The sequence below is a fragment of the Pseudomonas sp. SIMBA_041 genome (genome assembly GCF_046535095.1).
GTDB lineage: Bacteria > Pseudomonadota > Gammaproteobacteria > Pseudomonadales > Pseudomonadaceae > Aquipseudomonas > Aquipseudomonas mucoides.
Genome location: NZ_JAWRXJ010000011.1, coordinates 70664 through 95514 on the forward strand (window position 1 = coordinate 70664; position 24851 = coordinate 95514).

Sequence of the window (24851 nt, forward strand, 5' to 3'; positions counted from 1 at the left end):
CGCCAAGGCCTGAAGAAGCACACCCAGGCGTGCCTTCAATTGAGGATAGTTATTCAACGACGGCCACCCCTTTGACTTTGACGCGCTGGTGGATTGGACGGCCGACTGACCTGATGGCCGGCGGCTCGCGAGGCACTGGGGCGCTGGGCGGATGCCTGGCTGGCCCGGCCACGACTGGCTTGTGCGTTGACCTGGGACGGTGAGCGCGCGCCGGCAAAGGCATTGTTGCGGGCACTGCCCTTGCTGGCGGCTGTCGTGGAAGGCCGGTTTTGCGTCGATTGACGCGCCTGCGCGTTGCCCTGTCGCTGATTTGTCTGAGCGGTCTGTTTTCTCGGCTGCTGATTCGCCTGATTGTTTCGGGCAGTCCCTTGGCTTCTGTCCGCAGCCTTGGCTCTGTCAGCGGCCTTCTGTCTATCCGCTGTGTTTTGTCTGTCGGAGGTCTGCGCTCTATTGGCCGTGTTCGGTCTGTCCGTACCGGCTTGCATCCGATTGCTGGCGTTAGCTCTGGAAGCATCACGCGCTTGATCACGGGCTTCGCGATTGCTGGTAGGAGGGCGTTCGATACCGGCCCTGTCCATTGAGGTGCGGGCGTTTTCGCGGGCCTGGGCGCGCTGGGCATTGTCCCCTCGATAGGCCTGACGCTGACTGGCACCGTCCAGTTGGCGGCCGTATTGCTCGCGGCTTCGGTTATCGCGATAGGGAACGCCATTGCGGTGCGCGGCGTTGTGCTCCCACTTGTTCTGATTCACGTTGATGCGGTTGTTGCCATTGATGTTGTTGTAGCGTTCAACGTCGATGTCGACGTCGTTGTCGTTCCAGTCACATTCACCCCACAACGCACCGACGATGGCCACACCGGTACCAAACGCCAGCCCGGCCATCAAGGCCTGGCCAGGGTAATAGGCGGGCGGCGGTGGGTAGTACGCTGGCGGCGAGGCCGGATACGGCCAAGTGCCGTAGGCAGTTGTCGGGTTATACGTGGGGACGTACACCACCTGTGGATCGGCGGGTTGAATAATGATGGTGGAGCTGCTGCTGGCAGGGGGCGCAGCTGCGGGCGCGGATTGCGCTGCGGGTGCGGGTGCGGGTGCAGGATTATTCTGAATGGTCACGTTCTGATACTGGTTGCTCTGCAGGTTGCCTGCTTCCTGGGCCTGACGACGCAAACGTTGCACCCCGTTCATGACATCGTCGGGCTGCGCGAGGAAGGCATCACCCAGGCGTTGCACCCAGACGGGATCCTGCCCCAGCGTTGCCAACACCTGCGGGAAGGCGACAAGTGCCTGCACACTTGGGTCCCAGGGTTGGCTCGCCACCTGTTTGACCGCATCGTCGCCCTTGGCGTCCGGATGGGCTTTGGACCAGGTGACTGCTTCGGCGACCTCTCCGGGATACGTGGAGGCCATCAGTACCTGGGCCAGCAGTGGATCGGGATACAGCGCAATGGGCGCCAGCATTTGATCCAGCTGTTCCTGGGTAAACACGGGGTCTTTGGCAGGCGGCGTGACGGGAGCGGGGACCGGTGCCGTAGCGGCAGCGTTTGCCGGCGCAGGTGCGGTCGCACCTGCAATGCAGTTAGACCCGCTCAACAATAGGACAGCCGACAGCGCGTAAAATACTGGAATGCGCATTGCAACTCCCTGTAGTCAGGCAGGTTTGAAATAAGTGAATCAATGCCCCGGAAGTAGAAGCCGACAGTGCAAGCCTCAGGTCCTGACTTCGACGCCGCTCACTAAGCGTAGCAAACAAAAAATATCTGCCATTTATTTACGTTCACCCGGCCTGGCGCCACCACTGGCATCGGTTTCGTGCTCGTCTGCGAACGCCATGAGCACCTCTAGATCGAGCACGTCCAGCTGAATCCGAGTGATAAAGGCCGAGAAGGCGAGGTTGGCGGCGAGCAGGCGCAGATCGCTGGCCCAGGCTGGCAGATGGACCGGCGCCGTGAGCCAGCCGGAGTCGAACAGCGGCGCCAGGCGTACGGTATCCCCCAGGCTGAGGCGCCCGGCAAACAAATGGCCGACCAGCTCCGGCCGGTTGTCGCGGATCGCGATGCGCAGCAGGGTGTGCACGCCGAGCAAGCCGGTCAGGTACGCGGCATCCTTGGTGAACGCCGAACCGCCCCGCAGATCGGCGCCGCGGAATACCCGTTGGGTCGAGCGAAACGACTCCTCTTGCGACTGGCCTGCCGCCAGAAAACCTTCGAACACCTGAATGAAGTCGGCGCCATCCAGCGCTTGCTGGACCGCGAGCACGCGCAGGGCCAGGCGACGCAAACGGTTGATGTCCATGCTGCCGGTAAACAGCTCGGCCAGGGTGGCAATACCCTCCTGAGTCTGGGTTGTGCGTGGCGCGCCCAGGCCGAGGCTTTTGAGGTTGGGTTGGAGCGCGCCGTTTTGCGCCGTGGCGATATGCACGAACGCCTCGTGCTGCAGCAACTGGTTCTTGTCCAGTTCCGAGAACAGCGCGCTGGCACGCAGGCGGATGCGGCTCGCCCCGGCGATGGCTTTGGCGGCCAGGGTCGGATCGAGCACGACCGTGATCCGCCCCTCGCCGAAGAAACGGTCCAGTTCCGGCTGCATCCAGGCAGCGAAGGCCTGGGCCGGGATCTCGGCCGGGCTCGGTGGAATCCGCGTGCCGCCGAGCAGGGCGTCGGTGGTGTTGAGGAAAAACCGGGCGGCGTCGAGCATGCTCAGCTTCAGACGGTGGTAATAAAAGTCCGGACGCCGGTACAGCGCTGACGAATAGTCGGTGAATGCTGGCGTGCCAATCGCCCCGAGCATGCGCCCGGCCGTGGCGTAGCTTCGCGCGGTCATGGCGAGGTGGTTGCCAGCGGGATGCCCCACATCGCATCGCTCAATAAAGGCTTCCAGGGCGGTGATGTCGGCGCGGTGGTCACGCGGGCGCAGCGCGACGTCGGGCAATGCGGCTTTCCCGGCCCGCCAGTTTGCCAGAAAGGTTTCTTCGACCCCATCCGGCCAGGACAGGGCGTCCAGCACGCGGATTTTGCGGGCCAGACCGGGCAGGGCGGCATCGAGTTCAGAGAGGGGCGCGGCGTGCATCGGAATCTCCTGGGGCGACGAGATTGACCTGAAAAAGCTTAGTCGTTGCGGCCGATATACAAGGAACAACACCGTCCGCAGCTGGCGAAGCCTGCGTCCGGCTGCTACAGAGTGCGATTTCGCTCATAGGCAATCGTGTTGCTTTGGAGACTCGCGCACACCGGCAGCGACAATTTTTTTTGTCACTACAATGAAGTGAAATCGAAAAAGAGCGCCGCCTGAAAGCGCTGTGCTCTGGCCTTTGAAAGCTTGCACCGCACAGGACTTTTCAGCGAGGTAGGACGCATGCCGAACACAGGGGAACAAAAGCGGGCACGGATACTCGACCCCGTTGATCGTGTTACAGAAGTGATTTTCGGCTTGCTCATGGCGATGACGTTCACCGGAACGATCAGCGTGGCGACGTCGGGCCAGGAGGCGGAACGGACAATGATGTTCGCCGCACTCGGTTGCAACCTGGCGTGGGGACTCGCGGACGCGGTGATGTATCTGTTGCGGGCCTTGATCGACCGCACGCGCAAAAGCACCTTGTACGAAAAGCTCGGCGGGGCAGACGCGGCCACCGGCCAGACGCTGGTGGCGGCTGCATTGCCGTCGCACCTGGCGGCAGCGGCCAAGCCCGAGACCCTGGAGTTGTTACGCAGCCGTCTGGTCCAGTACCCGGCCACGTCGGTCCGGTCGGGCCTCGGCTTGGATGACTTCAAGGGGGCGCTGGGTGTTTTTCTGTTGGTGGTGGCCTCGACCTTTCCGTTGGTCGTGCCTTTCCTGTTACTCGAAGACACGGCGCTCGCCGTTCGCTTGTCCAACCTGGTCGGCCTCGCCGTGCTGTTCATCGCCGGTTGGATGCTGGCACGATACGCCGGTGCAAAGCCGTGGCAGGGCGGCCTGGCAATGGCGCTCACTGGCGCTGTGCTGATCGTTGCGATCATCGCTCTCGGTGGTTGAAAACAGAGGAGGAAGCCATCAATAGGCGCTGCCTCCCATGCCAACATGCGCTGTACACCAAGGGGTTACAGTTCTATGAGCGATTCAGATTCTCCACCTTCCGCCCCGGAGCCGGGGCGCATTGCCCGCCGCGTTGCAGGCACCGATCAGAGCTTGCTGGTGCGCTGGCTGCCGGGGCTGAACACCCTGCGCCACTATCAGATTGCGTGGCTGCGAAATGACATTGTGGCCGGACTCGTCCTGACCACGATGCTGGTGCCTGTCGGTATCGCCTACGCGGTGGCCTCAGGTGTGCCCGGCATCTATGGCCTCTACGCGACGATCATCCCGCTGCTCGCCTATGCGTTATTCGGGCCCAGCCGGATTCTGGTGCTGGGGCCGGATTCCTCCCTGGCGGCAGTCATCCTGGCGGTGATCCTGCCACTGTCCGGTGGCGATCCGTATCGCGCCGTTGCCCTGGCGGGGATGATGGCAATCGTGTCAGGGGTGGTCTGCATCCTGGCCGGCATCGCGCGCCTGGGCTTCATCACCGAACTGCTCTCCAAACCGATCCGCTACGGGTACATGAACGGTATCGCGCTGACCGTACTGATCAGCCAGTTACCCAAGTTTTTCGGCTTCAAGATCGAGTCCGACGGACCGCTGAGAAACATATGGGCGATCTTCACCGCCGTGCTGCATGGAAAAACCAACTGGGTCACCTGCGCGGTCGGCGCTGCCACCCTGGTGGTAATCCTGTTGCTCAAGGGGCACAAACGCATTCCGGGTATTTTGATTGCCGTGGCAGGGGCAACCATCGCCGTCGGTGTGCTGGACTTTGCCACGAAATACGGCATATCGGTGCTCGGTGAACTTCCACAAGGCATGCCCGCGTTCGCCATTCCCTGGATCACTTCCGCCGATATGGTTCCGGTCCTGATCGGTGGTTGCGCCGTCGCGCTGGTTTCGTTCGCGGACACCAGTGTTCTTTCGCGTGTCTATGCCGCGCGTTCGCGCACTTACGTCGATCCGAACCAGGAGATGGTCGGGCTCGGCGTCGCCAACCTGGCGGCCGGTTTTTTCCAGGGTTTTCCCATCAGCAGCAGTTCGTCACGCACTCCGGTGGCCGAGGCCGCCGGCGCCAAAACCCAATTGTCCGGTGTCGTCGGCGCGCTGGCGGTGGCGTTGCTGCTGATGGTGGCGCCGAACCTGTTGCAGGACCTGCCCAACAGCGCGCTGGCGGCGGTAGTCATCGCTTCGGCCATCGGCTTGATTGAGATCACTGATCTGCGGCGTATCTATCGCATTCAACGCTGGGAGTTCTGGCTGTCCATTGCCTGCACCGTCGGCGTCGCGGTGTTCGGCGCCATCGAGGGTATTGGCCTGGCCATCCTGCTGGCGGTGATCGAATTCCTCTGGGATGGCTGGCGGCCGTACTCCGCCGTATTGGGACGTGCCGAAGGGGTCCAGGGTTACCACGACCTCAAGCGTTTTCCCAATGCCCGGCTCATCCCCGGCCTGGTCCTGTTTCGCTGGGACGCCCCGTTGTTTTTCGCGAATGCCGAACTGTTTAACGACCGGGTACTGGACGCCGTGGCGGCATCACCTACGCCCGTGCGTTGGGTGGTGGTGGCGGCGGAACCGATGACCAGCGTCGACGTGACGTCGGCCGACATGTTGGCCGAACTGGACGAAACCTTGCGCGCAGCAGGCATCGAATTGTGTCTGGCCGAGATGAAAGACCCGGTCAAGGACAAACTGAAGCGGTTCGGGCTGTTCTCGCAGTTTGGCGAAACGGCGTTTTTTCCAACGGTAGACACGGCCGTCGACAGCTACCTCGCGATGTACCCCGCCAACTGAGTGGACGACTAAACTGATTGGCCGTGAGCCAGCCAAGCGTTTTAACGGGAGGAATATCATGATTCGCAAATACAGCATGATGGCCCTGGCGACACTGGTCGTCGCCGTGGGGGTGCAGTCAGTATCGGTAACGGCTTACGCGACCGAGCAGGGAGAACAGCGGCGTGAAGCGCGGGATACACGCCAGACAGGGCGCTCGGATGCACGGCAAACCAAGGTCGATTGCAGACAGGCCAGTGAGAAAAGCAACGCGCAATGCCGCCAGGACAAGCGCAGCACCAAACAGGACACGCGCCGCACTGCCCGGGACATCAAATATTGATGCCCTGATGCCGATCGCCATGGACCGGGGCGGAACTAGATACCACTGAACATACCAATGATCACCGCATTGACCAGGTCAATGAAAAAGCCACACACCAGCGGCACGATCAGGAAGGCTTGATGTGCCGCGCCGTATTTTTGCGTCACGGTCGTCATGTTGACGATGGCCGTTGCCGTGGACCCGAGGGCAATGCCGCCGAAGCCGGACGCTATCACGCTGGCTTCGTAATTGCGGCCCATGCAGCGGAACACCACGAAATACGTGTAGAGCACCGTCAGCAGGATTTGCAGGCTCAGGGCGCACAGAATGAACAACAACGCGCCACTGAGCTGCCATAACTGAAGCCCCATCAGCGCCATGGTCAGAAACATGCCCAGGCAGATATCGGAGATCAGCGACAGACCCAGGCGGGCGCCGCCCCAGGATTTCAACCGTTGTTCATTCATCACCGCGAGAACGATGTGGTGAATGACGATACCCGCGAACAGGCAACTGACGAATTTGGGCAGGGTGATACCGGCATCGACCAGCAGCAGGTTGAGTCCGTAGCCGAGCATCAGGGTCAGGTTAAGCCACATCCACGCCCAGAGCACATCGTAGTAGTCCATTGACTGGTGGGGTTGCTGTTCAAGGACGCCGACTTCCAGGCTCCCGTCCCCGGAAGGTGTCAGTTGATGACGACGTATCAGGCGGTTGGCGATCGGGCCGCCGATCACGCACGCGGCAATCAGGCCGACAGTGTTACTGGCCATGCCCAGTTCATGCGCGTTATTGATGCCCAGCTTGTCGACGAACAGCGGCGCCCAGGCCAGGGTCGTGCCCGCGCCACCCGTCAGGGAAATGGAGCCCACCATCAACCCGGCCTTGGGATCGAGTCCAAATGCCTCGGCCACGCCCATGCCCAGCGCGTTTTGCAGGACGATGAACACCCCCGCGAGCACCAGCAGGATCAGCAGCGGGACGCCGCCCTTGAGCAGCTGGCGCATGTCCGAGTTCAAGCCAATGCCGGCAAAGAAATACAGCAGCAGGGTGTCGCGAACATCGAGATCGAATTCGATCTCGATGTTAAGGCCGAAATAAAACAGGGTCGTCACTGCCGCACAGACAAAGCCGCCAACCACCGACTCGGGAATGCAGTATTGACGGAGCAAGGCATTGCGCTGAACAAGGGATTTGCCGAGAAAAAGCAGGAGGATGGCGAGGGTAAAACTCACGAGGCCGTGAATCTGGAAGATCTGTGGAGTCATTCAGAGCCTGCCTAAAAATATGAAAAATCATTATCAGGATTCGACCGTTCAGCGTTTAGACCTGAGTCAATGAACGGTGGATGCAGCATAGCAGGCGGGTCAAATCCTTCCTGTCGCGCCCAAATGCTTGCTTGTCCAGGTCTTCCTCAAATTCACACGTATGATCATGCTTTGACCTACGACGGATAAATAGGGGGACCTGATGGCCACCGCACATGTATTCATTGCCACCAGTCTGGATGGCTTCATCGCCCGCGCTGATGGGGACATCGACTGGCTTTTGCAGCGTGATGATCCGGCCGAGGATCATGGCTACTCAGCCTTCATCGCCGACAAGGATGTGATCGTGATGGGGCGGGGAAGCTACGAGAAAGTGCTGACCTTCGAATCATGGTTCTATGACCGGCCCGTCGTGGTGCTGTCTGAACAGTTGGCCAATGCACCGGTGCCCGATGCGTTGAAGGGCAAGCTGCGTTTTTCCAGTCTCACCCCCGCGGCCTTGATGGAGGAACTGGCCGGGCAGGGCGTGCATCGGGTTTATGTCGATGGCGGGCAGTTGGTGCAGTCATTCCTGCGCGATGGGTTAGTTGCTGACATGGTGATTACCACCGTGCCCGTGCTGATCGGGTCGGGAAGGCCATTGTTCGGGCGTCTTCAGCAGGATGTTGACTTGAAACTGGTCTCCAGTTGCTGCTTTCCTTCCGGTTTGGTGCAGTCCACGTATCGGCTGGTCCGATGACCCTGACGCAGGCGCCAGGACGGGGCCGATCCGGGCCCCGGTCGCAGGAATTTGTAATGCGCAGCATTGCCCGACACAATCGCGTCCCGATCCGGCCAACGGTGCCGGGCATTCGTGGTGAAGGGAACTGCAGTTGAACGAACAGACATTGTCCATGCGCCTGGAACGCGTGGCGGCGCATGTGCCAGTCGGTGCGCGCCTGGCCGATATCGGCTCCGATCACGGCTACTTGCCCGTGGCGTTGATGCACCGTGGCGCCATCGTGGCGGCCGTCGCCGGTGAGGTGGCGTTGACGCCGTTCCACGCGGCTGAACGCACCGTGCGCGAGAACGACCTGGACGTGCGGATCACCGTGCGCCTGGCCAATGGACTGGCGGCCATCGAGCCGGGCGACGGGATCACCGCGATCAGCATCTGCGGCATGGGCGGCGAGACGATTCGCGACATCCTCGACAACGGAAAGGCGCGGCTGAGCGGGCAGGAGCGCTTGATCCTGCAGCCCAACGGCGGCGAGCAGCCACTGCGCCAATGGTTGATGGAAAATGGCTACCGCATCCTCTGCGAGGAACTGCTGCGGGAAAATCGCTTCGACTACGAAATCATCGTTGCCGAGCGCGCCGGCCCGGTGATGTACACCGCTGAGGAGCTATACTTCGGCCCACTGCAGATGCAGGCACGCAGTCCGGCGTTCCTGGCCAAGTGGCAGCGCCTGCTGCGCGAAAAGCAGAAGACCCTGAGCCAGCTCGCCCGAGCGCGGCAGGCCGTGCCGCAGGAGAAGCTGCAAGACATCGCCCGACAGGCTCGGTGGATCACTGAGCTGCTGGTGTGAGTTGGTCGTCCATTTAGAGCGACCACCCAATAAAACGATTGAAAAAAACTCCCATTAGCTTTAAACGGGAAGCTAACCGGCACATTGCCAGCAATCTGTAAGTGAGTATTGCCAGTTTTTGGCTCAGGGAGCGTTGATGAGAGTTCGTCCATGGACCGACACCCTGCGGCAATCGAACGATTGCGACGTTGTCGCATCTCAACTGAATGGACATCTGGATACGGTCGGCATGACCTACGCTGGCAACAAGGACACCCTCGAGCAATTGCTCATCCCCGCGCGCCACTGGGCGCACTCCACGGCGTGGGCGGTTTACCGCGCCGGTGAACAAATGCATCTGGTCGGGCAGGGCGACCCGCAGGTGCAGTGGCCGGCAAGCGTGGCGAATGAAGACTTTGACGCCTTTTGCCAGACCCGGCGCTTGCACCGCTGGCCGACCGGTAAAGGCGAAAGCGAGCTGGGTTGGCTACTTGCCCCCCTCAACGAAGCGGCGGACCCGGCGCTCGCCGATTTCGCCCAGCGCCTGGGCATTCAGGTCCAGACCAATACCCTGGCCCGCGCGCAGATTACTCAGCGTGTGCTGTATGAAATCACCTACCTGGCCAGTTCGACCCGCGACCGCTCGGTGTTTCTGGTGGGGGTTCACCAGTTACTGGCCAGCCTGATTGACGCCGAGAACTTTTATCTCGCGCTGTATGACCCGCACACCGGCAAGATTGACTACCCGTATTATGTCGACATCATCGACGTGGATGCCGTGGAGTCCCAGCACTATGAATACCTCGACCCTTCGCACCTGTCGTTGACTGGCCAGGTGTTGACCACGGGCCAGCCGCTGCTGATCGACGCCGCCGGCATCATCGCGGCGCAGGCGGAGGACCGTTTCTACTGCGTGGGTGATCGTCCGGAGTTCTGGATGGGCGCGCCGTTGAAAAATGCCTCGGACGACGTCTTTGGCATGCTGGCCATGCAAGTCTACGAGGTGTCCCGGACCTACAGCGCTGAAGACCGCGCATTGTTTCTGGTGGTGGCCCGCCACGTGGCCATGGCGCTGGACCGGATTCTGCACCGCGAAGACCTGGAAGAGACGGTGATGCGCCGCACCCTGGAGCTGTCGGCCGTCAACGATGCGTTGAGGCAGGAAGTGGCCGACCGCCAGCGCGCCGAGCATCTGCAAAGCGCGCTGTTCCAGATTGCCGAACTGTCGAGCCAGCCCGGCGACATGGCTGAGCTGTTTCAAACCTTGCATGGCATCGTCGGTGATTTGCTGTTCGCGCAGAACTTCTACATTGCGCTGTTCGACGACTCGATCAGTGAAGTGACCTTTCCGTATTACGTCGATGAGCGGCAGACGATCTGTCCGCCGGCACGGCGTGGCTGCCGGGGCTTGACCGAGTACGTTATCCGGCAGCGCCGGCCGTGCCTGATTGACGTCGGCGAGGCTGAACGATTGGCGGCGCAGGGTGAAATCGAACTGGCCAATGAGTCTGTCCGGTCTTACTCCTGGCTGGGCATTCCGTTGTTCGATGGCGATGTGGTGCGCGGCGTGCTGGCGGTGCAAAGTTATACCTCGCAGGTGCGCTATACCCTGCGTGATCAGGAACTGTTGACGTTCGTGTCGCGGCATATCGACACCGCGTTGTCACGCCGCACGGCCGCCGAAGCGATCCATGCCGCCAATCTCAAGCTGGAGGCCCGGGTGCAGAACCGCACCCGTGAGCTTGATCACGCCAATGCCAAGTTGCAACACGAAAACTCCCACGATGCGCTGACCGGGTTGCCGAATCGTACCTACCTGCAACAGCGCCTGAGCCAGGCCTGGTTGGAGTTCGGCAGCGTCGGCGGGCACCTGGCGGTGATGTTCATTGACCTCGACCGTTTCAAGATGGTCAACGACAGCCTCGGTCACCATTTTGGCGACCTGCTGTTAATGCAGGCCGCCCAGCGTCTGCGCGGTTGCCTGCGCGAAACCGACATGCTGGCGCGCCTGGGGGGCGATGAGTTTTCGGTGCTGGCGCCCGAGGCATCGCTGGAGGTGGTGATCGAAATCGCCGAGCGGATTCTGGTGGCGTTCGACCTGCCGTTTTTCATCAATGGCCATGAAGTGTTTTCGTCCTGCAGCATCGGTATCGTCAGTGCCGACAGTCAGTTCCATCACGAGCCCGCCGACTTGCTGCGCGATGCCGACGCGGCGATGTACCGGGTCAAGAGCGCCGGGCGTGACAGCTACGCGGTGTTCAACCAGGAAGTGCGCCGGGAAGTTTCGGACCAGGTCGAGCGGGAAGGGGCCTTGCGCAACGCGCTCAAACGCACTGACGAACTGCTGCCGTATTTCCAGCCGATTGTCAGTGTTGACACCGGCGAGCTGATTGCCCTTGAAGCGCTGGTGCGCTGGCATCAGCCGGGCGGCCGGGTGATCGCGCCGGGCGAGTTCTTGCCGGATGTCGAGGGCTTGCGCCTGATCGGTCGACTGGACCTGTACATGCTCACCAGCGTTGCGGTGATCCTCGCCCAGCCTGAACATGCCAATTGGCCTGCGGTGCACGTCAATTGCTCCAGCTACAGCATGACCCGTCCGGACTTTGCCAGTGAAGTGCTTGCACTGTTGGCGCGGCACGGAGTTGCGCCCTCGCGGATTTGCCTGGAGTTGACCGAAGGTGCGCTGGTGGCTGAGCCGGCCATCGCCCGCCTGACCATGCAGCAACTCGCCGACAATGGCATGTCGGTGGTGCTCGATGACTTTGGTGCCGGGTTTTCGTCCCTGAGCTATGTGCATCAATACCGTTTCAGCGGCTTGAAGATCGACAAATCGTTCATCCTCGAACTGACCACCAGTGCGCGCAGCCGCGCCATCGTCCGGGCGATTGTGCGGATGGCCGAATCGCTGGACCTGAGTGTGGTTGCCGAAGGTGTCGAGGATGAAGCGACGCTGGAGCTGCTGCGCGAAATAGGTGCGGGGCAGGCCCAGGGTTACTACTTCGCCAAGCCGATGGGGTTGGAGGCGTTGTTGGCGAGTTCGCTGGTGGGGTCATCCAGCCGGGTGCTTGCAGATAATTCGCCAATCACTCACTAAAACCCTGTCGACTGTGTAGCAGCTGCCGAGCCCGCGAGGCTGCGTTCGAGCCGGGGTCGCGCTGGACCGCAGTCCTCGCCATCGCGTCGAAATAATCATTTTGAAAATGTATACCGCACGATTTTTTAACAAAGCGTGAACAACTGGTGTGATCAATTAAGAGAAAAGTTCACCAGAACTTCCTCCGAACGCTGACACCCAGTGAGTCACCCTTGAAGCGCATAAAGCCCCCCTCGAAGATTGCAAAACGTTTGCTGCTCAGACGGCTCGCGCTGTGCTCAAGCGTCGCCTTCATCTGTCTGTCCATGGCGGGTGGCTACTGGTTATACACGCCACCAGCGCCTTACGTTCCGCTAAGAAGCCCGGACCCTGCGTCGGTGTCGATGATCGCCGTGGGCGATCAAGGCAGCGGTAACCTGCAGCAGTGGCGGGTGGGGCGGGCCATGGAGCGAGTCGCCGCCAATGAGGGAAGCCTGAACATGGTGGTGTTCCTGGGCGACAACTTCTACGGCAAGTCGCTGGCCAGTACCCATGACTCCAGTTGGCAAACCCGGTTCGAGCGCGTCTATTGGGGGCATTGGCTGAGTCATGTGCCGTTCTACGCGGTACTGGGCAATCACGATTACCCGGTGTCGCAAAAGTACGAGATCAAGTACGGACAACAGCACAAGGGATCGGGCCGCTGGCAGATGCCGATGAATTTTTACGCCAAGGATTTCGGTGAAGTCGACGGTCGCCCATTGGTGCGAATGGTGTTCCTCGACACGTCGGCGCCGCGTGAAAGTTTGCAGCAGCAAATCGACTTTATTGATCAGGCGTTCCAGGCACCCGGTCCGGCGCCGGTGTGGCGAATCGCAGCGTCCCATCACCCGGTGCGCAATCAGGGCCAGCATGGAGAGGAGTCGGATCTGGTCGCCAGGCTTTTGCCGGCGCTGCAGCGCAACAACGTTGATCTGCTGTTGTCAGGCCATGATCACAATCAGCAATTGCTGTTGCGTGCCGGCGAACCAGCGTGGGTCATCTCCGGTGCGGGAGGGCAGAAACTGTATGCCCTGAACACGCCGACGCCCGATAGCGCGTTCACCGCATCGCGGGCCGGGTTTGCCAAACTCGACCTGAACGCCGATCAATTGAGGTTGGCGTATTACAACGATCGAGGCGATCTGGAAACCAGCTATCACTGGGCCAGAGACTGCCAGTGGATGGCCAAAGGCTGTCTACGGCCCGAGGACTCCCAAGGGACCCTCGCGCAGTCGGCTCAATAGGCACCGATAACAGGGACAATTGGCGCTGCCTTTTGTAGCCGCTGCCTAGCCCGCGAGGCTGCGTTCGAGGACGCAGTCCTCGCCATCACCCTGCACCTAGCGGATACCCGCACCCGCCATCGACTCCGGTATCCACTGCGCCGTCGACAGCGGCTCGATATACCGAATCCCGCCATGCGGGCCGACCACGCCATTGATGTTGTACGAGCCGCGCGACAGGTCGTACGTCATGAAAGGCGTGGCATCCGGGACCTGCTCGTCATAGCTCTGGCTGAGGAACGCGAAGGAGCCCCGGTAAAGTTTGCCACTCGTGTCGTACTGATCGGAGGCGACTGCGGCCCAGGTGTCTTCATCCAGGTAAAAGCGGCGCTTCTGGTAGATGTGACTGGCGCCGGGCTTGAGGTTGCCTTCCACCACGTAGACCCGATGTTTCTCCCAGCGCACGAAATCCGGGGACAGGTAATTGGGGGTGGTCAGCGACTTGGCCTCCCGCGCGTAGGTCAGTTTGTAGGTGTTGTAGGGCACGATCATTTCTTGCTTGCCCACCAGCGTCCAGTCATACAGTTCCAGGGCTCGGGCGGTGCCGGGGTTCGGCGTGTCGTAGGCCAGGATTGAAATCTGTTTGACCCGGCGCTGGGCCGGCATGTACTGCCAGGCACGGCCAGGACGCTGCAGCGGGTTGGTGGCGTTCTTGAGCATGATCGACTCGCCGGCTCGCCGCGCAGGCCCGGTATAGGACAGTTTCAACTGGTAGTAGAGGTCGGAGTTGTTGATGGGCTTGGACAGGTTCTCGTAGATCGGGAAGGAGACGAAGGCCTCCCCGGTGACGGCCAGGCTTGCCACGCCCGCCGAGTCGACGTTCCAGGAGTCGTACTTGGAATGGATGTTGACGCCCTGGTAGCGCAGCAGGAAATTCCACATCGCTTCGGCACCCGATTGCGGGATCGGGAACGGCACACCGGGCAATACATTGTCGAAGGCAATCCCGCCATTGAGGGACCGGGCGGTGGTGGCATTCTTGCGGCTATTGTCCAGCACCGTCTGTGGCAACGATGCGGTGCGGTGGGTCGGGTACACGTCGATGCGGTAGCCGGGGTAGCGCTTGGCCAACTCAACGGTGGTGGCCGTCAGCATGCTTTTGTACTGATCAACGTTGCGGCCATTGATCACCAGCAGCGGTTTCTCACCGGCATAAGGGTCCGGGCGCATGCTGTCGCCGATCTTGAAACTGGCGGGGGCCGTGGTCAGGCCTCCGCTATAGGGCGGGATGGAGCCATCGGCATTACCGGCTTTTTCAGCACCGACCAGCGTCAGGTTGGTGCCAAGTTCCGCAGCTTGCTGACTCGATACAGAGGCCTGGGCCTCAATGGCCAGCGTCATCAGGAGTGAGGCAGCCAGAAGACTTTTCACGATTTTCATATTGTTATTCTCTTGCTGAGTGCATCAGGCCACTCGTGGCTCAGGCGGAGCAACCGCATTCGCCTTGTGGGCGATCAGACGGGCTCAAGCGCCAGATGCTTTTTTATGACTCCCATTAAAAAGCCCCCGAATCGGGGGCGCTTTTCATTCGACGACAGTCGCTTGGCTATTCGTGACAGACGCGAAAAATCACGCCCACCGGCAAACTCGGCCTCATAGCTCTTCTTCTCTCAATGCAATGATCCGACCTGATTTCTCGGCGGCCACCAGCGAGGCATGGTCTTTTGCGTTTTGATCGGCATAGGTGAGGGCAAATGTTCCGATGGCCTGGTCGAAGGAGTCGGTCTTGCCCAGGTAGCCACTGATGAGTGCAGCATCCCCGGATTTGGCGTGGGAACGGGCCAGGGTCAGACCGCACCACTCGGCGTACATCTTCAATCGTGGGGCGGAAATGCCCTCGATGGGCGCTGACATTTTCATGTCGCGCAACTGACGCACAAAGAAATAGCGGCCGTTTTGACCGCGTGTCCAGCCCAGAAAGATGTCGCTGGACGACTGCATCAGACGCTGCCCCGTGACGACACGTTGTCCCTGATTCTCGTATTCGCTCTTGCCGGCATAGGGCGCGAGTACCGAGGGACAGGCTTCCTTGAATTGCAGGAGCAACGGGTGATTTTCTGCGGAAAAGAACAGGCCGACGAAACAATAAGTACCGACGCTGCCAATGCCCACCGCTTTGACGGCAATGTCTTCGAGACGGTAGCGATCGAACAGCACGCGCCGTTCATGGGGCAGCGACAATCGATAATCTTGCAGCGCCAGATGGACGTTGCGCACGAAGCCCTTTTCATACACATGAAACAGAATCGGCGGTTGATCGATCAGACGCCGTCGCCCTCCGACTTCACCGCTGATTTTGGGATAAAGGTAATCGCCAACACGCAGCTTGGCCTTGGCGACCAATTGCTCACGGATTTTCTTGATTTCAGCATTGGGCGCCATGTCGATGATCGCTTGGGCGTCCAGGCAGTCGTACCAGACCTCCACCGGGCTCATCTTGGAAAATTTGCGCAGATTCTCGCGGTAGGCACGCACACATTCGGCGGCGCTGGCCTTTGCCGCTTTATCGTTGAGGCGGTTGTCGCGGGCGGCCACGGCAAAACTGATCGCCAGGCGTTTGACATCCCATTCCCAGGGGGCGGGGAGGGTTTCGTCGAAGTCGTTGATGTCGAAGATCAGATTGCGCTCAGGTGTCGCGAACAATCCGAAATTCATCAGGTGACAATCCCCGCACGCCTGCACCTGAAAGCCGGTGATCGGGGTCGTCGCCAGGTCATGGGCCATCAACCCCGAAGAGCCGCGTAAAAAAGTGAAAGGACTGGCCAGCATGCGCCCGTAGCGCACGGGCACCAGATTGGGCAGTCGATAGCGATTGGACTCTTCGAGGAGTGCGATAGGGTCGCGGTGTTTGCGCGCGGGTTTCCATTCGGCGTGAAGGGCATGCGGCAGACTCACGCGTAATTGCTCACCGGCGTACAGGCGTTCCTTGCGTGAGTGAAAGACCCGTTCTTCCCCGTTGTCTCGCGATTGCCCAGACGTGTTGTCGGTAGGCCTGTTTTTACGGGGCGGCATGTTCACTCCTTTGCTCAACGAAGTGTGATTCGGTTGGGCGCAGGAGCTGGTCATTCGGCTGTTCCATCAGCCTGCAGAGAGTGTGTGCGCCAGCGTGTTGGAAAGCGCGAAAGTTAATGCTTGAAGCGTAGCAGCTCTTATCCGGGGTGCCGCTTGGCGCGGATTATTTTGTGTTATTTCTGCGAGGGTTTCCGGTTTCAGGTAAGCCGCGTGTTCAGTCGACAGGCTGGCTTAAACAAGAAAAATCGCCAGCGTTTAAATGAAGCCTTCGGTTACCACTCAGAGGCTACAACGCCTTGCGCCATCGCCTACGGGTAAGACAGAATCCGCCGGCTTGTTTGCTTTGTCCCTGGCCTCTATCGTTTCCCTGCCACTGCCCATCAGTGGTCGGGTTTAGTCGCCCGGGGTTAAAAGTAAGGTGCATTAGCTCTGTCATTCAGGCATTCCCATGCCTGCACTTGATGGTGGCTGTGCGCAGGGCGCCTTCGGGCGCGCCGGCTTTGCTAGCTTCCCCGGTCGACTAACCTGCGTACAGCTGCCTCCCTCTCGTTTAGTCGCAGGAGGGTGGCGCTCAATCATGGAAGCGAGCATATGTTCAAAGTAACACCCAACCCACCGGACACCGATCCGGCATCCCCGTACGAACCCGATTCAAAAAAACTCAACGAAGCCGCCGAACGCGCCCTCAATTTCCATTTCCCGTCGAACGCCGACATCAAAGCCAAACCGCGAACCCGCAGCACGCTGTTTTCCGTGGACCCGCACGCCACCGCCGAAACCCTGGGCGTATTTTTGGTCGAGACACTGGCCTCGATCGACGTGATGGTCCATCAGTTGGTGGATCATCTGGAGGGGGAGGCCCGCTACGCGCTGCTGGGCATTTCAAACAGCATCATGGTGGCCGAAATCACGGCAAACGGCGTGCTGGATAAAATAGAACCCCCCAGGTAACCGCTGCTACAGACGAGGCTAACACCACCATCTTGTAGCCGCTGCCGAGCCCGCGAGGCTGCGTTCGAGCCGGGGTCGCGCTCGACCGCAGTCCTCGCGATCATGGACGGCGTCCTAATGGCAGACACGGCTGCGAAACCCGCTGCAACGTGACAAACCACACAAACCAGGCAGTCACGCTGATCAAGGCCCCCAACAAACTGACGGCCATCCATCCCCATACCGCATAAACTTGAGTCGCGGCAGCGGCGCCCAGCGCGCTACCGACCGAGTAGAAACACATGTAGGCGCCGACCATACGACTCTGGGCATCGGGTCGCGCCGCGAAAATGATGCTCTGGTTGGTGACGTGTACGGCCTGCACCGCGAAGTCGAGCAGGACGACGCCGCAGACCAGCGCGATCAGGGACGTCTCGGCAAACGTGATGGGCAGCCAGGACAACGTCAGGAGCGCCAGCGAAATCCCGGTCACCCGCTGTCCCAGGCCTTGATCGGCCCAGCGACCGGCTCTTCTGGCCGCCAGGGCACCGGCGACACCGGCCAGGCCAAACAGGCCGATGGCCGTGTGTGAGAGCGACAGCGGCGGGGCGCTCAACGGCAGCACCATGGCGGTCCACAGCACGGAAAAAGCGGCGAAGATCAGCAGGGCCAGCAAGCCCCTGACACGCAACGCGGGTTCGGTGATGAACAGTTTGAACAGAGAACTGATCAGCATCAGGTAGGACTCTTCATGCCTTGGCGACGCCGTGACAGGCACCGCTCGCCAGAGCACCGCCGCGAGCGTCAGCATCAATCCTGAGGACACACAGTACACGGCGCGCCAGCCCGCGAGGTCCGCAATCAGGCCTGAAGTAAACCGCGCCAGAAGAATGCCCAGGACAATGCCGCTGGTGACCGTCCCCACGGCATGCCCGCGTTGTGAGGGCGTTGCCAGCACGGCGGCATAAGCCACCAGCACCTGAACGACCACGGCCAACAACCCCATCACGACCATCGCACCCAACAGGGTCAGCCATTGCTGCGCTGCGCCGACCGCTGCGAGCGCAACGGCGGAGAGCAACACGTGCGAAAGAATCAGCCGCTTGCGGTTGACCAAGTCACCCAGCGGGACGATGAACAGCAACCCCAGCGCGTAACCGACCTGAGTGGCCGTCACCACAACCCCGATCATGGATGATTCCACGCCGAGGCTCTGAGCCATTGAGTCGAGTAAAGGCTGCGCGAAATAAACGTTGGCGACGGCCAGCGCGCAGGTGACAGAAAACAACAACGTGAGCGACGGAGAAAGCCCCGCAGGCTGCGTGGACAGTTGTTGGGTGGTTAAGTCGACCTTGGCTGTCATGCACACCTCCATGGTGTTAATCTGGTTTCAAATAAAAACCGGATGCGATTGTTGCTGCATCTGGTTTCAAATTGCAACCTGAAAAGCCACCTGTGGGAAGGGCAAAAAAAATGGTCGAAGACGCTTCACCGCAAAGCAACGAATGCCCGGTCGCCAGAACACTGGAGGCCATCGGAGATCGCTGGTCGCTGATGATCATTCGTGACGCATTTGATGACATTCGCCGCTTCAGCGAATTTCAAAAGAGTCTCGGCGTGGCCAAAAACATTCTGGCGTCGCGCCTGAAAACGTTGGTTGAAGTCGGGGTCTTCGACATTCGACCGGCGTCAGATGGCAGCGCGTACAAGGAGTACGTGCTGACGGAAAAAGGACGGGAGATCTTTCCGGTAGTGGTCAGTATCAGGCAGTGGGGCGAACGTTTTCTGTTCCAGCCCCAAGAGACGCGTTCTGTGCTGCTGGATAACCAGTTCGGCCAGCCACTGATGCCGCTTGAGGTTCGCTCATCAAACGGTCAAAAACTTGAGCCTTCTGACTGCCACAGGGTGAGACTGGTTGTCGGCGTTTAAGACGTATCGATCAACTTTCAGCGGTAACGGCTGAGTCTGAACTGGCCTCGGCCTCCAGTTTCAACCGGTCAGCCTTGCTGATGTATTTTTCCTTGCTTTGCGGCGCCAGTTTGGCGCTGGCCTTTTTGGCGTGAGCCTTTAATAGCTGCTGTATTTTTTTACGGCGGTTCATGTTTTTTACTCGGCTTGCCTGGTCTTGAATGACGCGAGACTTGAATGTTAACTCAGATCCTGTGATGCGCTCGATACGCGATGCCTCGCCCCACCTTGTCAGGTCATTAGCCGATCGCCTCCAGATGACTCACCAACCACTCACGAAACCCCCTCGCACTGCTCTCGCTGTCGCGATGCGTCAGCACCGCCCAATTCGGCCCGCGAATGGTTTGCTCCACCAACGGCTGCAACAACCCGTCACTGCACGCCTTTTGACTCAATAACTGACTCACCAACGCAATACCCAGCCCCGCGCACGCCGCGTCCAGCAGCAAACCGGGATCGGAGAAGTTCAGTCCCTGATCCTGCTGGCCCACGTCGATACCGGCTTCCACCGCCCAATGACTCCAGTCCATTTCCCGCTCGCCGTGCAGGGTGGTGCGCTGTTCGCTCGGCAGTGCCAATTGGCTTGGGTGACACGCCGGGAACAGTCGGTCGGCGTGCAGCACTTTGAAGCTGCATTCAGCCTGGGAGCTGATGTCGTCGCGCACTGCAATGTCGATGGTCTGGGTGGTCATGTCCGGCACTTCATCGGTGCTGTAGATCCACAGGTCCACCTCTGGATGTTGAGCGCGGAAGTCCCCCAAACGCGGCAACAGCCAATGTCGGGCGAACGCCGGCGTGGTGTTGAGCACCAGTTGATTGGGCTTCTGGTATTGCCCGAGACGGCGAATGCCGACCGCCAATTGTTGCAGCAGCGCCTGGGTGGTGCTGAGCAAATCGTGGCCGGCGTCGGTCAGGGCGACGCTGCGGCCGCTGCGAAAGAACAGCGGTTGTTCGAGGTACGCCTCCAGGCTGCGGATCTGCTGACTGATGGCCGACTGGGTGAGGTTCAGCTCGTCGGCGGCCTTGTGAAAACTGCCCAAACGGGCCGCAGCTTCAAAGCCGCGAAGGGTGCTGAGGGGTGGCCAGTGCTTGAGCATTGATAAGTTCTCCTAATCACTTCTGCGCAAAATCCATCGTTTGTTCGCCCGTTTTTCCAGCCGTAGCATGCATGCCAAGACCGCCAAGGCAGTTTTCATTGAACACAATGGCTTAACTAAAAGGGCTTTTTATCATGCAGCAGGTCAAGCAGCAGCAGGAAATTCAAAACAGTGGTTGGTGGATGCCGGCGGAGTGGGTTCGCCATGCCGCGACCTGGATGGTGTGGCCGCACAACCAGGCACTCTGGGAGTCGGGTTGGCACGTCACACTGCCGCTGGTGCAAGAGGATTTCGCCCGTGTGGCCAATGCCATTGCCCGTTTCGAACCGGTAAAAATGGTCGTCGACCCGTCTGCTGTCGCCAGTGCCAAAGCCTTGTGCGGGCCGAACATCGAGCTGATCCCGTTGGCGGTGAACGACAGTTGGTGCCGCGATTCCGGCCCAAGCTTCGTCTGCCACCCGCAACTCGGCATGGCCGGGGTGAGCTGGCGCTTCAACGCGTGGGGCGGCAAGTCGGCGCATGAGCTGGACGAAAGCCTGGCGCGCCGTGCGCTCAATCATCTGGGCTTACCGTGCTTTGGCACACCGTTGAGCAACGAAGGCGGCGCGATCCATGTCGATGGCGAGGGCACGTTGATCACCACCGAATCGGTACTGCTCAACCCCAATCGCAATCCGGGCATGAGCAAGTCCGAGATGGAAGAGATTTTCACGCGGTTGCTGGGCGTGAAGAAAACCATCTGGCTGCCGGGTGATCCGGACTACGTGACCGGTGACATGACCGATGGTCACGTCGACGGCGTGTGTGCGTTTGCGCGTCCGGGTGTGTTGTTGGTCGACGCCACCCGCGACCAAGGCTCGGTGTATGCCGACGTGGTGCGCGAAAACCGTCGCGCCCTGGAACTGGCCAGCGATGCCCACGGGCGCAAGTTCGAGATGATCGAGTTGTACGAAGCCACCGATGCCGTCGACACCGAGGCGCAAGTGTTCTGCGCGTCATACACCAATTTCTATATCGCCAACGGCGCGATCATCATGCCGGCTTATGGCATCGACGCCGACGATGATGCGGCGGATGTACTGCGCCAGGCGTTTCCCGGACGTGAAGTGGTGCCGGTGCGGATCAATCATCTGGCCCATGGCGGCGGCGGGGTGCATTGCATCACCCAACAACAGCCGGCGTGGCCGGTGGAGGGTTGATCTGATGACACTTTTGACAATTGCCACCACGCAAATGCCCTGCACCTGGGACTTGAAAAACAACCTCGATCTGGCCGAGCAATTAGTGCGCGATGCGGCGGCCAAGGGCGCGCAGGTCATTCTGCTGCAGGAGCTGTTTGCCACGCCGTATTTTTGCATCGAGCAAAACCACAAACACTTGGCGCTGGCTGAAGAATACAGCGACAGCTCAGTGCTCAAGCGCTTCGCCGCGCTGGCCAGGGAATTGGGTGTGGTGATGCCGCTGAGCTGGTTCGAAAAGGCTGGCAACGCCTACTTCAATTCCTTGAGCGTGGCCGATGCCGACGGGCGCCTGCTGGGCGTGTATCGCAAGACGCACATTCCCAACGCCATCGGCTATCAGGAGAAGGAATATTTCAGCCCCGGCGACACCGGCTTCCGGGTCTGGGACACCGCGTTCGGGCGCCTCGGCGTGGGGATCTGCTGGGATCAGTGGTTCCCCGAAACCGCTCGCTGCCTGGCGTTGATGGGCGCCGAAGTGTTGCTGTTTCCCACGGCCATCGGCTCTGAACCTGGCTGCGCAGCGCTGGACTCTCGGGATCATTGGCAAATGACCATGCGCGGCCATGCGGCGGCCAACATCCTGCCGGTGGTGGCCGCCAACCGCGTCGGCCGCGAAGTGGCGACCACCGATCCCGAACTGCAAATGAGTTTCTACGGTTCGTCCTTCATCTGTAACCACAAAGGCAAGTTGCTCGCCGAAGCCGACCGCGACAGCACGGGCGTGCGGGTCCACACCCTGGACCTCGCTGCCATGCGCGAAGAGCGTTTGAGCTGGGGCATCTATCGCGATCGCCGTCCGGACATGTACGGAGCGCTGTTGAGCCAGGATGGCCGTCACCTCAATGCTCGCTGGAACACTCAAGGGGTTTGACATGCACATTGCCAACAAACGCTTGCTCGGCGCCTTGGGCCTGACCCTGTGCTGCGCGATCCCGTCGCTGCACGCCGAAGAGAAAACCCTGCGCCTGTACAACTGGGCCGATTATTTTGCCGAGGACACGCTCAGCCAGTTCACCGCGGAAACCGGAATCAAGGTGATCTACGACGTGATGGACGGCAGTGAAACCCTGGAAGCCAAGATGCTTGCCGGGGGCAGCGGTTATGACTTGATCTTCCCCGGTGACACCGTGGCCGAACGCTTGATGCGCGCCGGTAGCCTGCAAGCGCTGGACCAGTCGAAACTCACCGCGATGGGGGACGTCGAACCCGGTTTGCAGAAGCTGCGCTCGCACTATGAGCATTCGAGCAAGGCCACCGTTCCCTACACTTGGGGCACCATCGGCCTGACCTACAATGCCGAGCAGATCAAGCAGCGCATGCCGGACGCGCCGGTCAGCAGCCTGGACATGCTGTTCAAACCGGAACTGGCCGCGCGGTTTGCCGATTGCGGGATCTCGATGATCGATTCGCCGGACGAAGTGTTGGCCGTGGTGCTCAACTATCTGGGCAAAGATCCACGCAGCGCCAAACCGGCCGACCTCGCCGCCGCCAGTGATCTGCTGATGAAATTGCGGCCGTACATTCGCAAGTTCCAATCGCAGCCGGTGACCGATCTGGTCAATGGCAACCTGTGCCTGTCACTCGGCTACAGCGGCGACATGACCCAAGCGCAGCGGACGTCGGACTCAGCCGGCAAGAAAACCACGTTCCAGTACCGCGTTCCCCGTGAAGGCACCACGGTGTGGATGGACACCATGGCGATTCCGGTCGATGCCAAACATCCGGAGTACGCCTATGCGTTCATCAATTTCGTCATGCGCCCGCAGAACATGGCGGCTATCAGCAATTTCACCGGATACCCGACTTCCAGCGCCAAGGCGCGGCCGAGTGTCGATGCGGCCATGCGCAATAACCCGGACATCTACCTCGACGACGCCACATACGCACGGTTGATCCCGGGCAAGGACATTTCACAAGCCGATATGCGCGCGCGGATGCGCACCTGGACCAAGTTCAAGACTGCCACTGCGCAGTGACATCCGGCCGGCACCCGGTGCCGGCCTTCACCTTTTGCGCAATTACGAACCGCTATTCAAGGATTTACATATGTCGACGCGTCGCGAGTTCATCAAATACGTCTCCGTGGTCGCAGGTCTCGGCGCCGCCGCGTCCATGGGCTGGGTCAACGCCGCCACCCGGGGCCCATGGTTCATGCCCGATGAAGGCGATAAACACCAACGCGCCTTCATCGCTTTTGGCGCACAGGACGCGATCTGGGAGGACTTCACCGCCGATGTGCAAGAAGCCCTTGGCCGGATCGCCCGCACCATCGCCCGCTATGAGCCGGTCACGGTGTTCTGCCGCAGCAACGAGCGAAGTCTGGCCGAGGAGCTGTGCGGTACGGCCAACATCACCTATATCAACACCCAGCTCGATGACATCTGGATGCGCGACATCGGCGCCAACTTCGTCATCGACGGCGACGGCGGACTGGGTGCTGTGGACTTCAACTTCAACGGTTGGGGCAACAAACAGCAGCACGCCAAGGACGCGAAGCTGGCCGGTCTGGTCGCTGAAAACGCAGAGGCCAGTAACCTGCGCACCGAACTGGTGGGCGAGGGCGGCGGCATCGAAGTGGATGGTCACGGCACCGGGATCATGACCGAAAGCAGCTGGATCAACGCCAATCGCAATCCGGACTGGAGCAAGGCCGAGGTCGAGCAAGAACTGAAGGAGCGCCTCGGCTTGCGCAAAATCATCTGGCTGCCGGGGATCAAAGGCAAAGACATCACCGACGCTCATGTCGATTTCTACGCACGGTTCGTCAAGCCGGGCGTCGTGATCGCCAACCTCGACAACGACCCCGAGTCCTACGACCGCAACGTCACGTTGGCGCACCTGGAGATTCTGAAAAACGCCACGGACGCCGATGGCCGCAAGCTCCAAGTGCATACCGTGTCGCCACCGCTGTACCCGCGCAAGAGCAAGTTCAACAAGAACAACCCGGACTTCGCCGCCGGCTACATCAACTACTTCGTGATCAACGGGGCGGTCATTGCGCCTGAGTTCGGGGACAAAGCTGCCGATACCAAGGCCTTCGACCTGCTGTCAGAGCTCTACCCAGACCGTGAGGTGGTGCAGCTCAATATCGACGCCATCTCGGCCGGTGGCGGCGGCATTCACTGTGTGACCAGTCATCAGCCAGGGGTTTAATCGGCTGCGGCGCCCGTTGTATCTGCAATCAATTAATGTTAAGTGGCTGTTTTAGAAGAAAAATATTTTAAGCAGGGGCTTCCCGGA

The 24851-nt window shown here is 60.4% G+C and carries 21 protein-coding genes; 13 read left to right on the plus strand and 8 right to left on the minus strand.

What is annotated here, in order from left to right; genetic code table 11:
* Positions 1-53: 53 nt before the first annotated feature.
* Together SB725_RS24375 and SB725_RS24380 are read right to left on the minus strand one after the other, a co-directional pair.
* Positions 54-1631, minus strand: a complete 1578-nt coding sequence (locus SB725_RS24375; protein WP_027924777.1) for a DUF3300 domain-containing protein — start codon at positions 1629-1631, stop codon at positions 54-56.
* 132 nt (positions 1632-1763) lie between these two features.
* Positions 1764-3062, minus strand: a complete 1299-nt coding sequence (locus SB725_RS24380; RefSeq protein WP_410922682.1) for a flavohemoglobin expression-modulating QEGLA motif protein — start codon at positions 3060-3062, stop codon at positions 1764-1766.
* 285 nt (positions 3063-3347) lie between these two features.
* On the opposite strand from SB725_RS24380, the gene SB725_RS24385 reads away from it, so the two are divergent.
* The 3 genes from SB725_RS24385 to SB725_RS24395 all read left to right on the plus strand — a co-directional run bounded on the left by SB725_RS24385 (position 3348) and on the right by SB725_RS24395 (position 6168).
* Positions 3348-4007, plus strand: coding sequence for a membrane protein (locus SB725_RS24385; RefSeq protein ID WP_027924776.1), 660 nt, complete (start codon positions 3348-3350; stop codon positions 4005-4007).
* A gap of 75 nt (positions 4008-4082) precedes the next feature.
* A complete protein-coding gene (locus tag SB725_RS24390) occupies positions 4083-5846 on the plus strand; it encodes a SulP family inorganic anion transporter (protein WP_410922683.1) in 1764 nt (587 codons plus the stop codon).
* 58 nt (positions 5847-5904) lie between these two features.
* Entirely contained in the window at positions 5905-6168 is a 264-nt protein-coding gene (locus SB725_RS24395; RefSeq protein WP_059182665.1) for a hypothetical protein, read from the plus strand.
* Positions 6169-6203: 35 nt separating this feature from the next.
* Here the strand turns inward: SB725_RS24395 and gltS are convergent, their stop codons facing one another.
* Entirely contained in the window at positions 6204-7418 is a 1215-nt protein-coding gene (gene gltS / locus SB725_RS24400) for a sodium/glutamate symporter (protein ID WP_027924773.1), read from the minus strand.
* 202 nt (positions 7419-7620) lie between these two features.
* Between gltS and SB725_RS24405 the strand changes: the two genes are divergently transcribed.
* The 4 genes from SB725_RS24405 (at position 7621) to SB725_RS24420 (ending at position 13324) form a co-directional block, all read left to right on the plus strand.
* Positions 7621-8157, plus strand: a complete 537-nt coding sequence (locus SB725_RS24405; protein ID WP_059182666.1) for a dihydrofolate reductase family protein — start codon at positions 7621-7623, stop codon at positions 8155-8157.
* Between the two features lie 133 nt (positions 8158-8290).
* On the plus strand, positions 8291-8986 hold the full coding sequence (locus SB725_RS24410) for a tRNA (adenine(22)-N(1))-methyltransferase (RefSeq protein WP_027924771.1): 696 nt from the start codon (positions 8291-8293) through the stop codon (positions 8984-8986).
* Between the two features lie 136 nt (positions 8987-9122).
* The gene (locus tag SB725_RS24415; protein WP_410922684.1) at positions 9123-12059 is read left to right on the plus strand and encodes an EAL domain-containing protein; all 2937 of its coding nucleotides are present in this window, start codon (positions 9123-9125) and stop codon (positions 12057-12059) included.
* A gap of 383 nt (positions 12060-12442) precedes the next feature.
* Positions 12443-13324, plus strand: coding sequence for a metallophosphoesterase (locus tag SB725_RS24420; RefSeq protein ID WP_050590215.1), 882 nt, complete (start codon positions 12443-12445; stop codon positions 13322-13324).
* Positions 13325-13420: 96 nt separating this feature from the next.
* Here the strand turns inward: SB725_RS24420 and SB725_RS24425 are convergent, their stop codons facing one another.
* Both SB725_RS24425 and SB725_RS24430 read right to left on the minus strand, forming a co-directional pair.
* Positions 13421-14743, minus strand: a complete 1323-nt coding sequence (locus tag SB725_RS24425; protein WP_410922685.1) for a DUF1329 domain-containing protein — start codon at positions 14741-14743, stop codon at positions 13421-13423.
* Between the two features lie 213 nt (positions 14744-14956).
* The gene (locus tag SB725_RS24430) at positions 14957-16375 is read right to left on the minus strand and encodes a DUF2252 domain-containing protein (RefSeq protein WP_410922686.1); all 1419 of its coding nucleotides are present in this window, start codon (positions 16373-16375) and stop codon (positions 14957-14959) included.
* Positions 16376-16966: 591 nt separating this feature from the next.
* On the opposite strand from SB725_RS24430, the gene SB725_RS24435 reads away from it, so the two are divergent.
* Complete coding sequence (locus SB725_RS24435; protein ID WP_410922687.1) at positions 16967-17326, plus strand: DUF6124 family protein; 360 nt, start codon at positions 16967-16969, stop codon at positions 17324-17326.
* Positions 17327-17426: 100 nt separating this feature from the next.
* On the opposite strand, the gene SB725_RS24440 is transcribed toward SB725_RS24435, so the two are convergent.
* Positions 17427-18668 carry an MFS transporter gene (locus SB725_RS24440; protein ID WP_410922688.1) on the minus strand — a complete coding sequence of 414 codons (1242 nt, stop codon included), beginning with the start codon at positions 18666-18668 and terminating at the stop codon, positions 17427-17429.
* 110 nt (positions 18669-18778) lie between these two features.
* On the opposite strand from SB725_RS24440, the gene SB725_RS24445 reads away from it, so the two are divergent.
* On the plus strand, positions 18779-19234 hold the full coding sequence (locus SB725_RS24445) for a winged helix-turn-helix transcriptional regulator (RefSeq protein WP_027924766.1): 456 nt from the start codon (positions 18779-18781) through the stop codon (positions 19232-19234).
* Between the two features lie 10 nt (positions 19235-19244).
* Here SB725_RS24445 and SB725_RS24450 read toward each other — a convergent pair whose 3' ends face one another.
* Both SB725_RS24450 and SB725_RS24455 read right to left on the minus strand, forming a co-directional pair.
* On the minus strand, positions 19245-19406 hold the full coding sequence (locus SB725_RS24450) for a DUF2986 domain-containing protein (RefSeq protein ID WP_194940313.1): 162 nt from the start codon (positions 19404-19406) through the stop codon (positions 19245-19247).
* 106 nt (positions 19407-19512) lie between these two features.
* Positions 19513-20370: a LysR substrate-binding domain-containing protein gene (locus SB725_RS24455; protein ID WP_410922689.1), complete on the minus strand. Its 858-nt coding sequence runs from the start codon at positions 20368-20370 to the stop codon at positions 19513-19515.
* Positions 20371-20504: 134 nt separating this feature from the next.
* Between SB725_RS24455 and SB725_RS24460 the strand changes: the two genes are divergently transcribed.
* The 4 genes from SB725_RS24460 (at position 20505) to SB725_RS24475 (ending at position 24764) form a co-directional block, all read left to right on the plus strand.
* A complete protein-coding gene (locus SB725_RS24460) occupies positions 20505-21569 on the plus strand; it encodes an agmatine/peptidylarginine deiminase (RefSeq protein ID WP_027924764.1) in 1065 nt (354 codons plus the stop codon).
* A gap of 4 nt (positions 21570-21573) precedes the next feature.
* The gene (gene aguB / locus SB725_RS24465) at positions 21574-22482 is read left to right on the plus strand and encodes an N-carbamoylputrescine amidase (RefSeq protein ID WP_059182672.1); all 909 of its coding nucleotides are present in this window, start codon (positions 21574-21576) and stop codon (positions 22480-22482) included.
* A 1-nt stretch (position 22483) separates the two neighbouring features.
* The gene (locus SB725_RS24470; protein ID WP_027924762.1) at positions 22484-23587 is read left to right on the plus strand and encodes an extracellular solute-binding protein; all 1104 of its coding nucleotides are present in this window, start codon (positions 22484-22486) and stop codon (positions 23585-23587) included.
* Between the two features lie 70 nt (positions 23588-23657).
* On the plus strand, positions 23658-24764 hold the full coding sequence (locus SB725_RS24475) for an agmatine/peptidylarginine deiminase (protein ID WP_059182673.1): 1107 nt from the start codon (positions 23658-23660) through the stop codon (positions 24762-24764).
* Positions 24765-24851 lie beyond the last annotated feature (87 nt).

Bases quoted from the DNA above. Each gene is read 5' to 3' on its own strand.
- SB725_RS24375 (WP_027924777.1), bottom strand. From the start codon at position 1,631: ATGCGCATTCCAGTATTTTACGCGCTGTCGGCTGTCCTATTGTTGAGC.
- SB725_RS24380 (WP_410922682.1), bottom strand. From the start codon at position 3,062: ATGCACGCCGCGCCCCTCTCTGAACTCGATGCCGCCCTGCCCGGTCTG.
- SB725_RS24385 (WP_027924776.1), top strand. From the start codon at position 3,348: ATGCCGAACACAGGGGAACAAAAGCGGGCACGGATACTCGACCCCGTT.
- SB725_RS24390 (WP_410922683.1), top strand. From the start codon at position 4,083: ATGAGCGATTCAGATTCTCCACCTTCCGCCCCGGAGCCGGGGCGCATT.
- SB725_RS24395 (WP_059182665.1), top strand. From the start codon at position 5,905: ATGATTCGCAAATACAGCATGATGGCCCTGGCGACACTGGTCGTCGCC.
- gltS (WP_027924773.1), bottom strand. From the start codon at position 7,418: ATGACTCCACAGATCTTCCAGATTCACGGCCTCGTGAGTTTTACCCTC.
- SB725_RS24405 (WP_059182666.1), top strand. From the start codon at position 7,621: ATGGCCACCGCACATGTATTCATTGCCACCAGTCTGGATGGCTTCATC.
- SB725_RS24415 (WP_410922684.1), top strand. From the start codon at position 9,123: ATGAGAGTTCGTCCATGGACCGACACCCTGCGGCAATCGAACGATTGC.
- SB725_RS24420 (WP_050590215.1), top strand. From the start codon at position 12,443: ATGATCGCCGTGGGCGATCAAGGCAGCGGTAACCTGCAGCAGTGGCGG.
- SB725_RS24425 (WP_410922685.1), bottom strand. From the start codon at position 14,743: ATGAAAATCGTGAAAAGTCTTCTGGCTGCCTCACTCCTGATGACGCTG.
- SB725_RS24430 (WP_410922686.1), bottom strand. From the start codon at position 16,375: ATGCCGCCCCGTAAAAACAGGCCTACCGACAACACGTCTGGGCAATCG.
- SB725_RS24435 (WP_410922687.1), top strand. From the start codon at position 16,967: ATGTTCAAAGTAACACCCAACCCACCGGACACCGATCCGGCATCCCCG.
- SB725_RS24440 (WP_410922688.1), bottom strand. From the start codon at position 18,668: ATGACAGCCAAGGTCGACTTAACCACCCAACAACTGTCCACGCAGCCT.
- SB725_RS24445 (WP_027924766.1), top strand. From the start codon at position 18,779: ATGGTCGAAGACGCTTCACCGCAAAGCAACGAATGCCCGGTCGCCAGA.
- SB725_RS24450 (WP_194940313.1), bottom strand. From the start codon at position 19,406: ATGAACCGCCGTAAAAAAATACAGCAGCTATTAAAGGCTCACGCCAAA.
- SB725_RS24455 (WP_410922689.1), bottom strand. From the start codon at position 20,370: ATGCTCAAGCACTGGCCACCCCTCAGCACCCTTCGCGGCTTTGAAGCT.
- SB725_RS24460 (WP_027924764.1), top strand. From the start codon at position 20,505: ATGCAGCAGGTCAAGCAGCAGCAGGAAATTCAAAACAGTGGTTGGTGG.
- aguB (WP_059182672.1), top strand. From the start codon at position 21,574: ATGACACTTTTGACAATTGCCACCACGCAAATGCCCTGCACCTGGGAC.
- SB725_RS24470 (WP_027924762.1), top strand. From the start codon at position 22,484: ATGCACATTGCCAACAAACGCTTGCTCGGCGCCTTGGGCCTGACCCTG.
- SB725_RS24475 (WP_059182673.1), top strand. From the start codon at position 23,658: ATGTCGACGCGTCGCGAGTTCATCAAATACGTCTCCGTGGTCGCAGGT.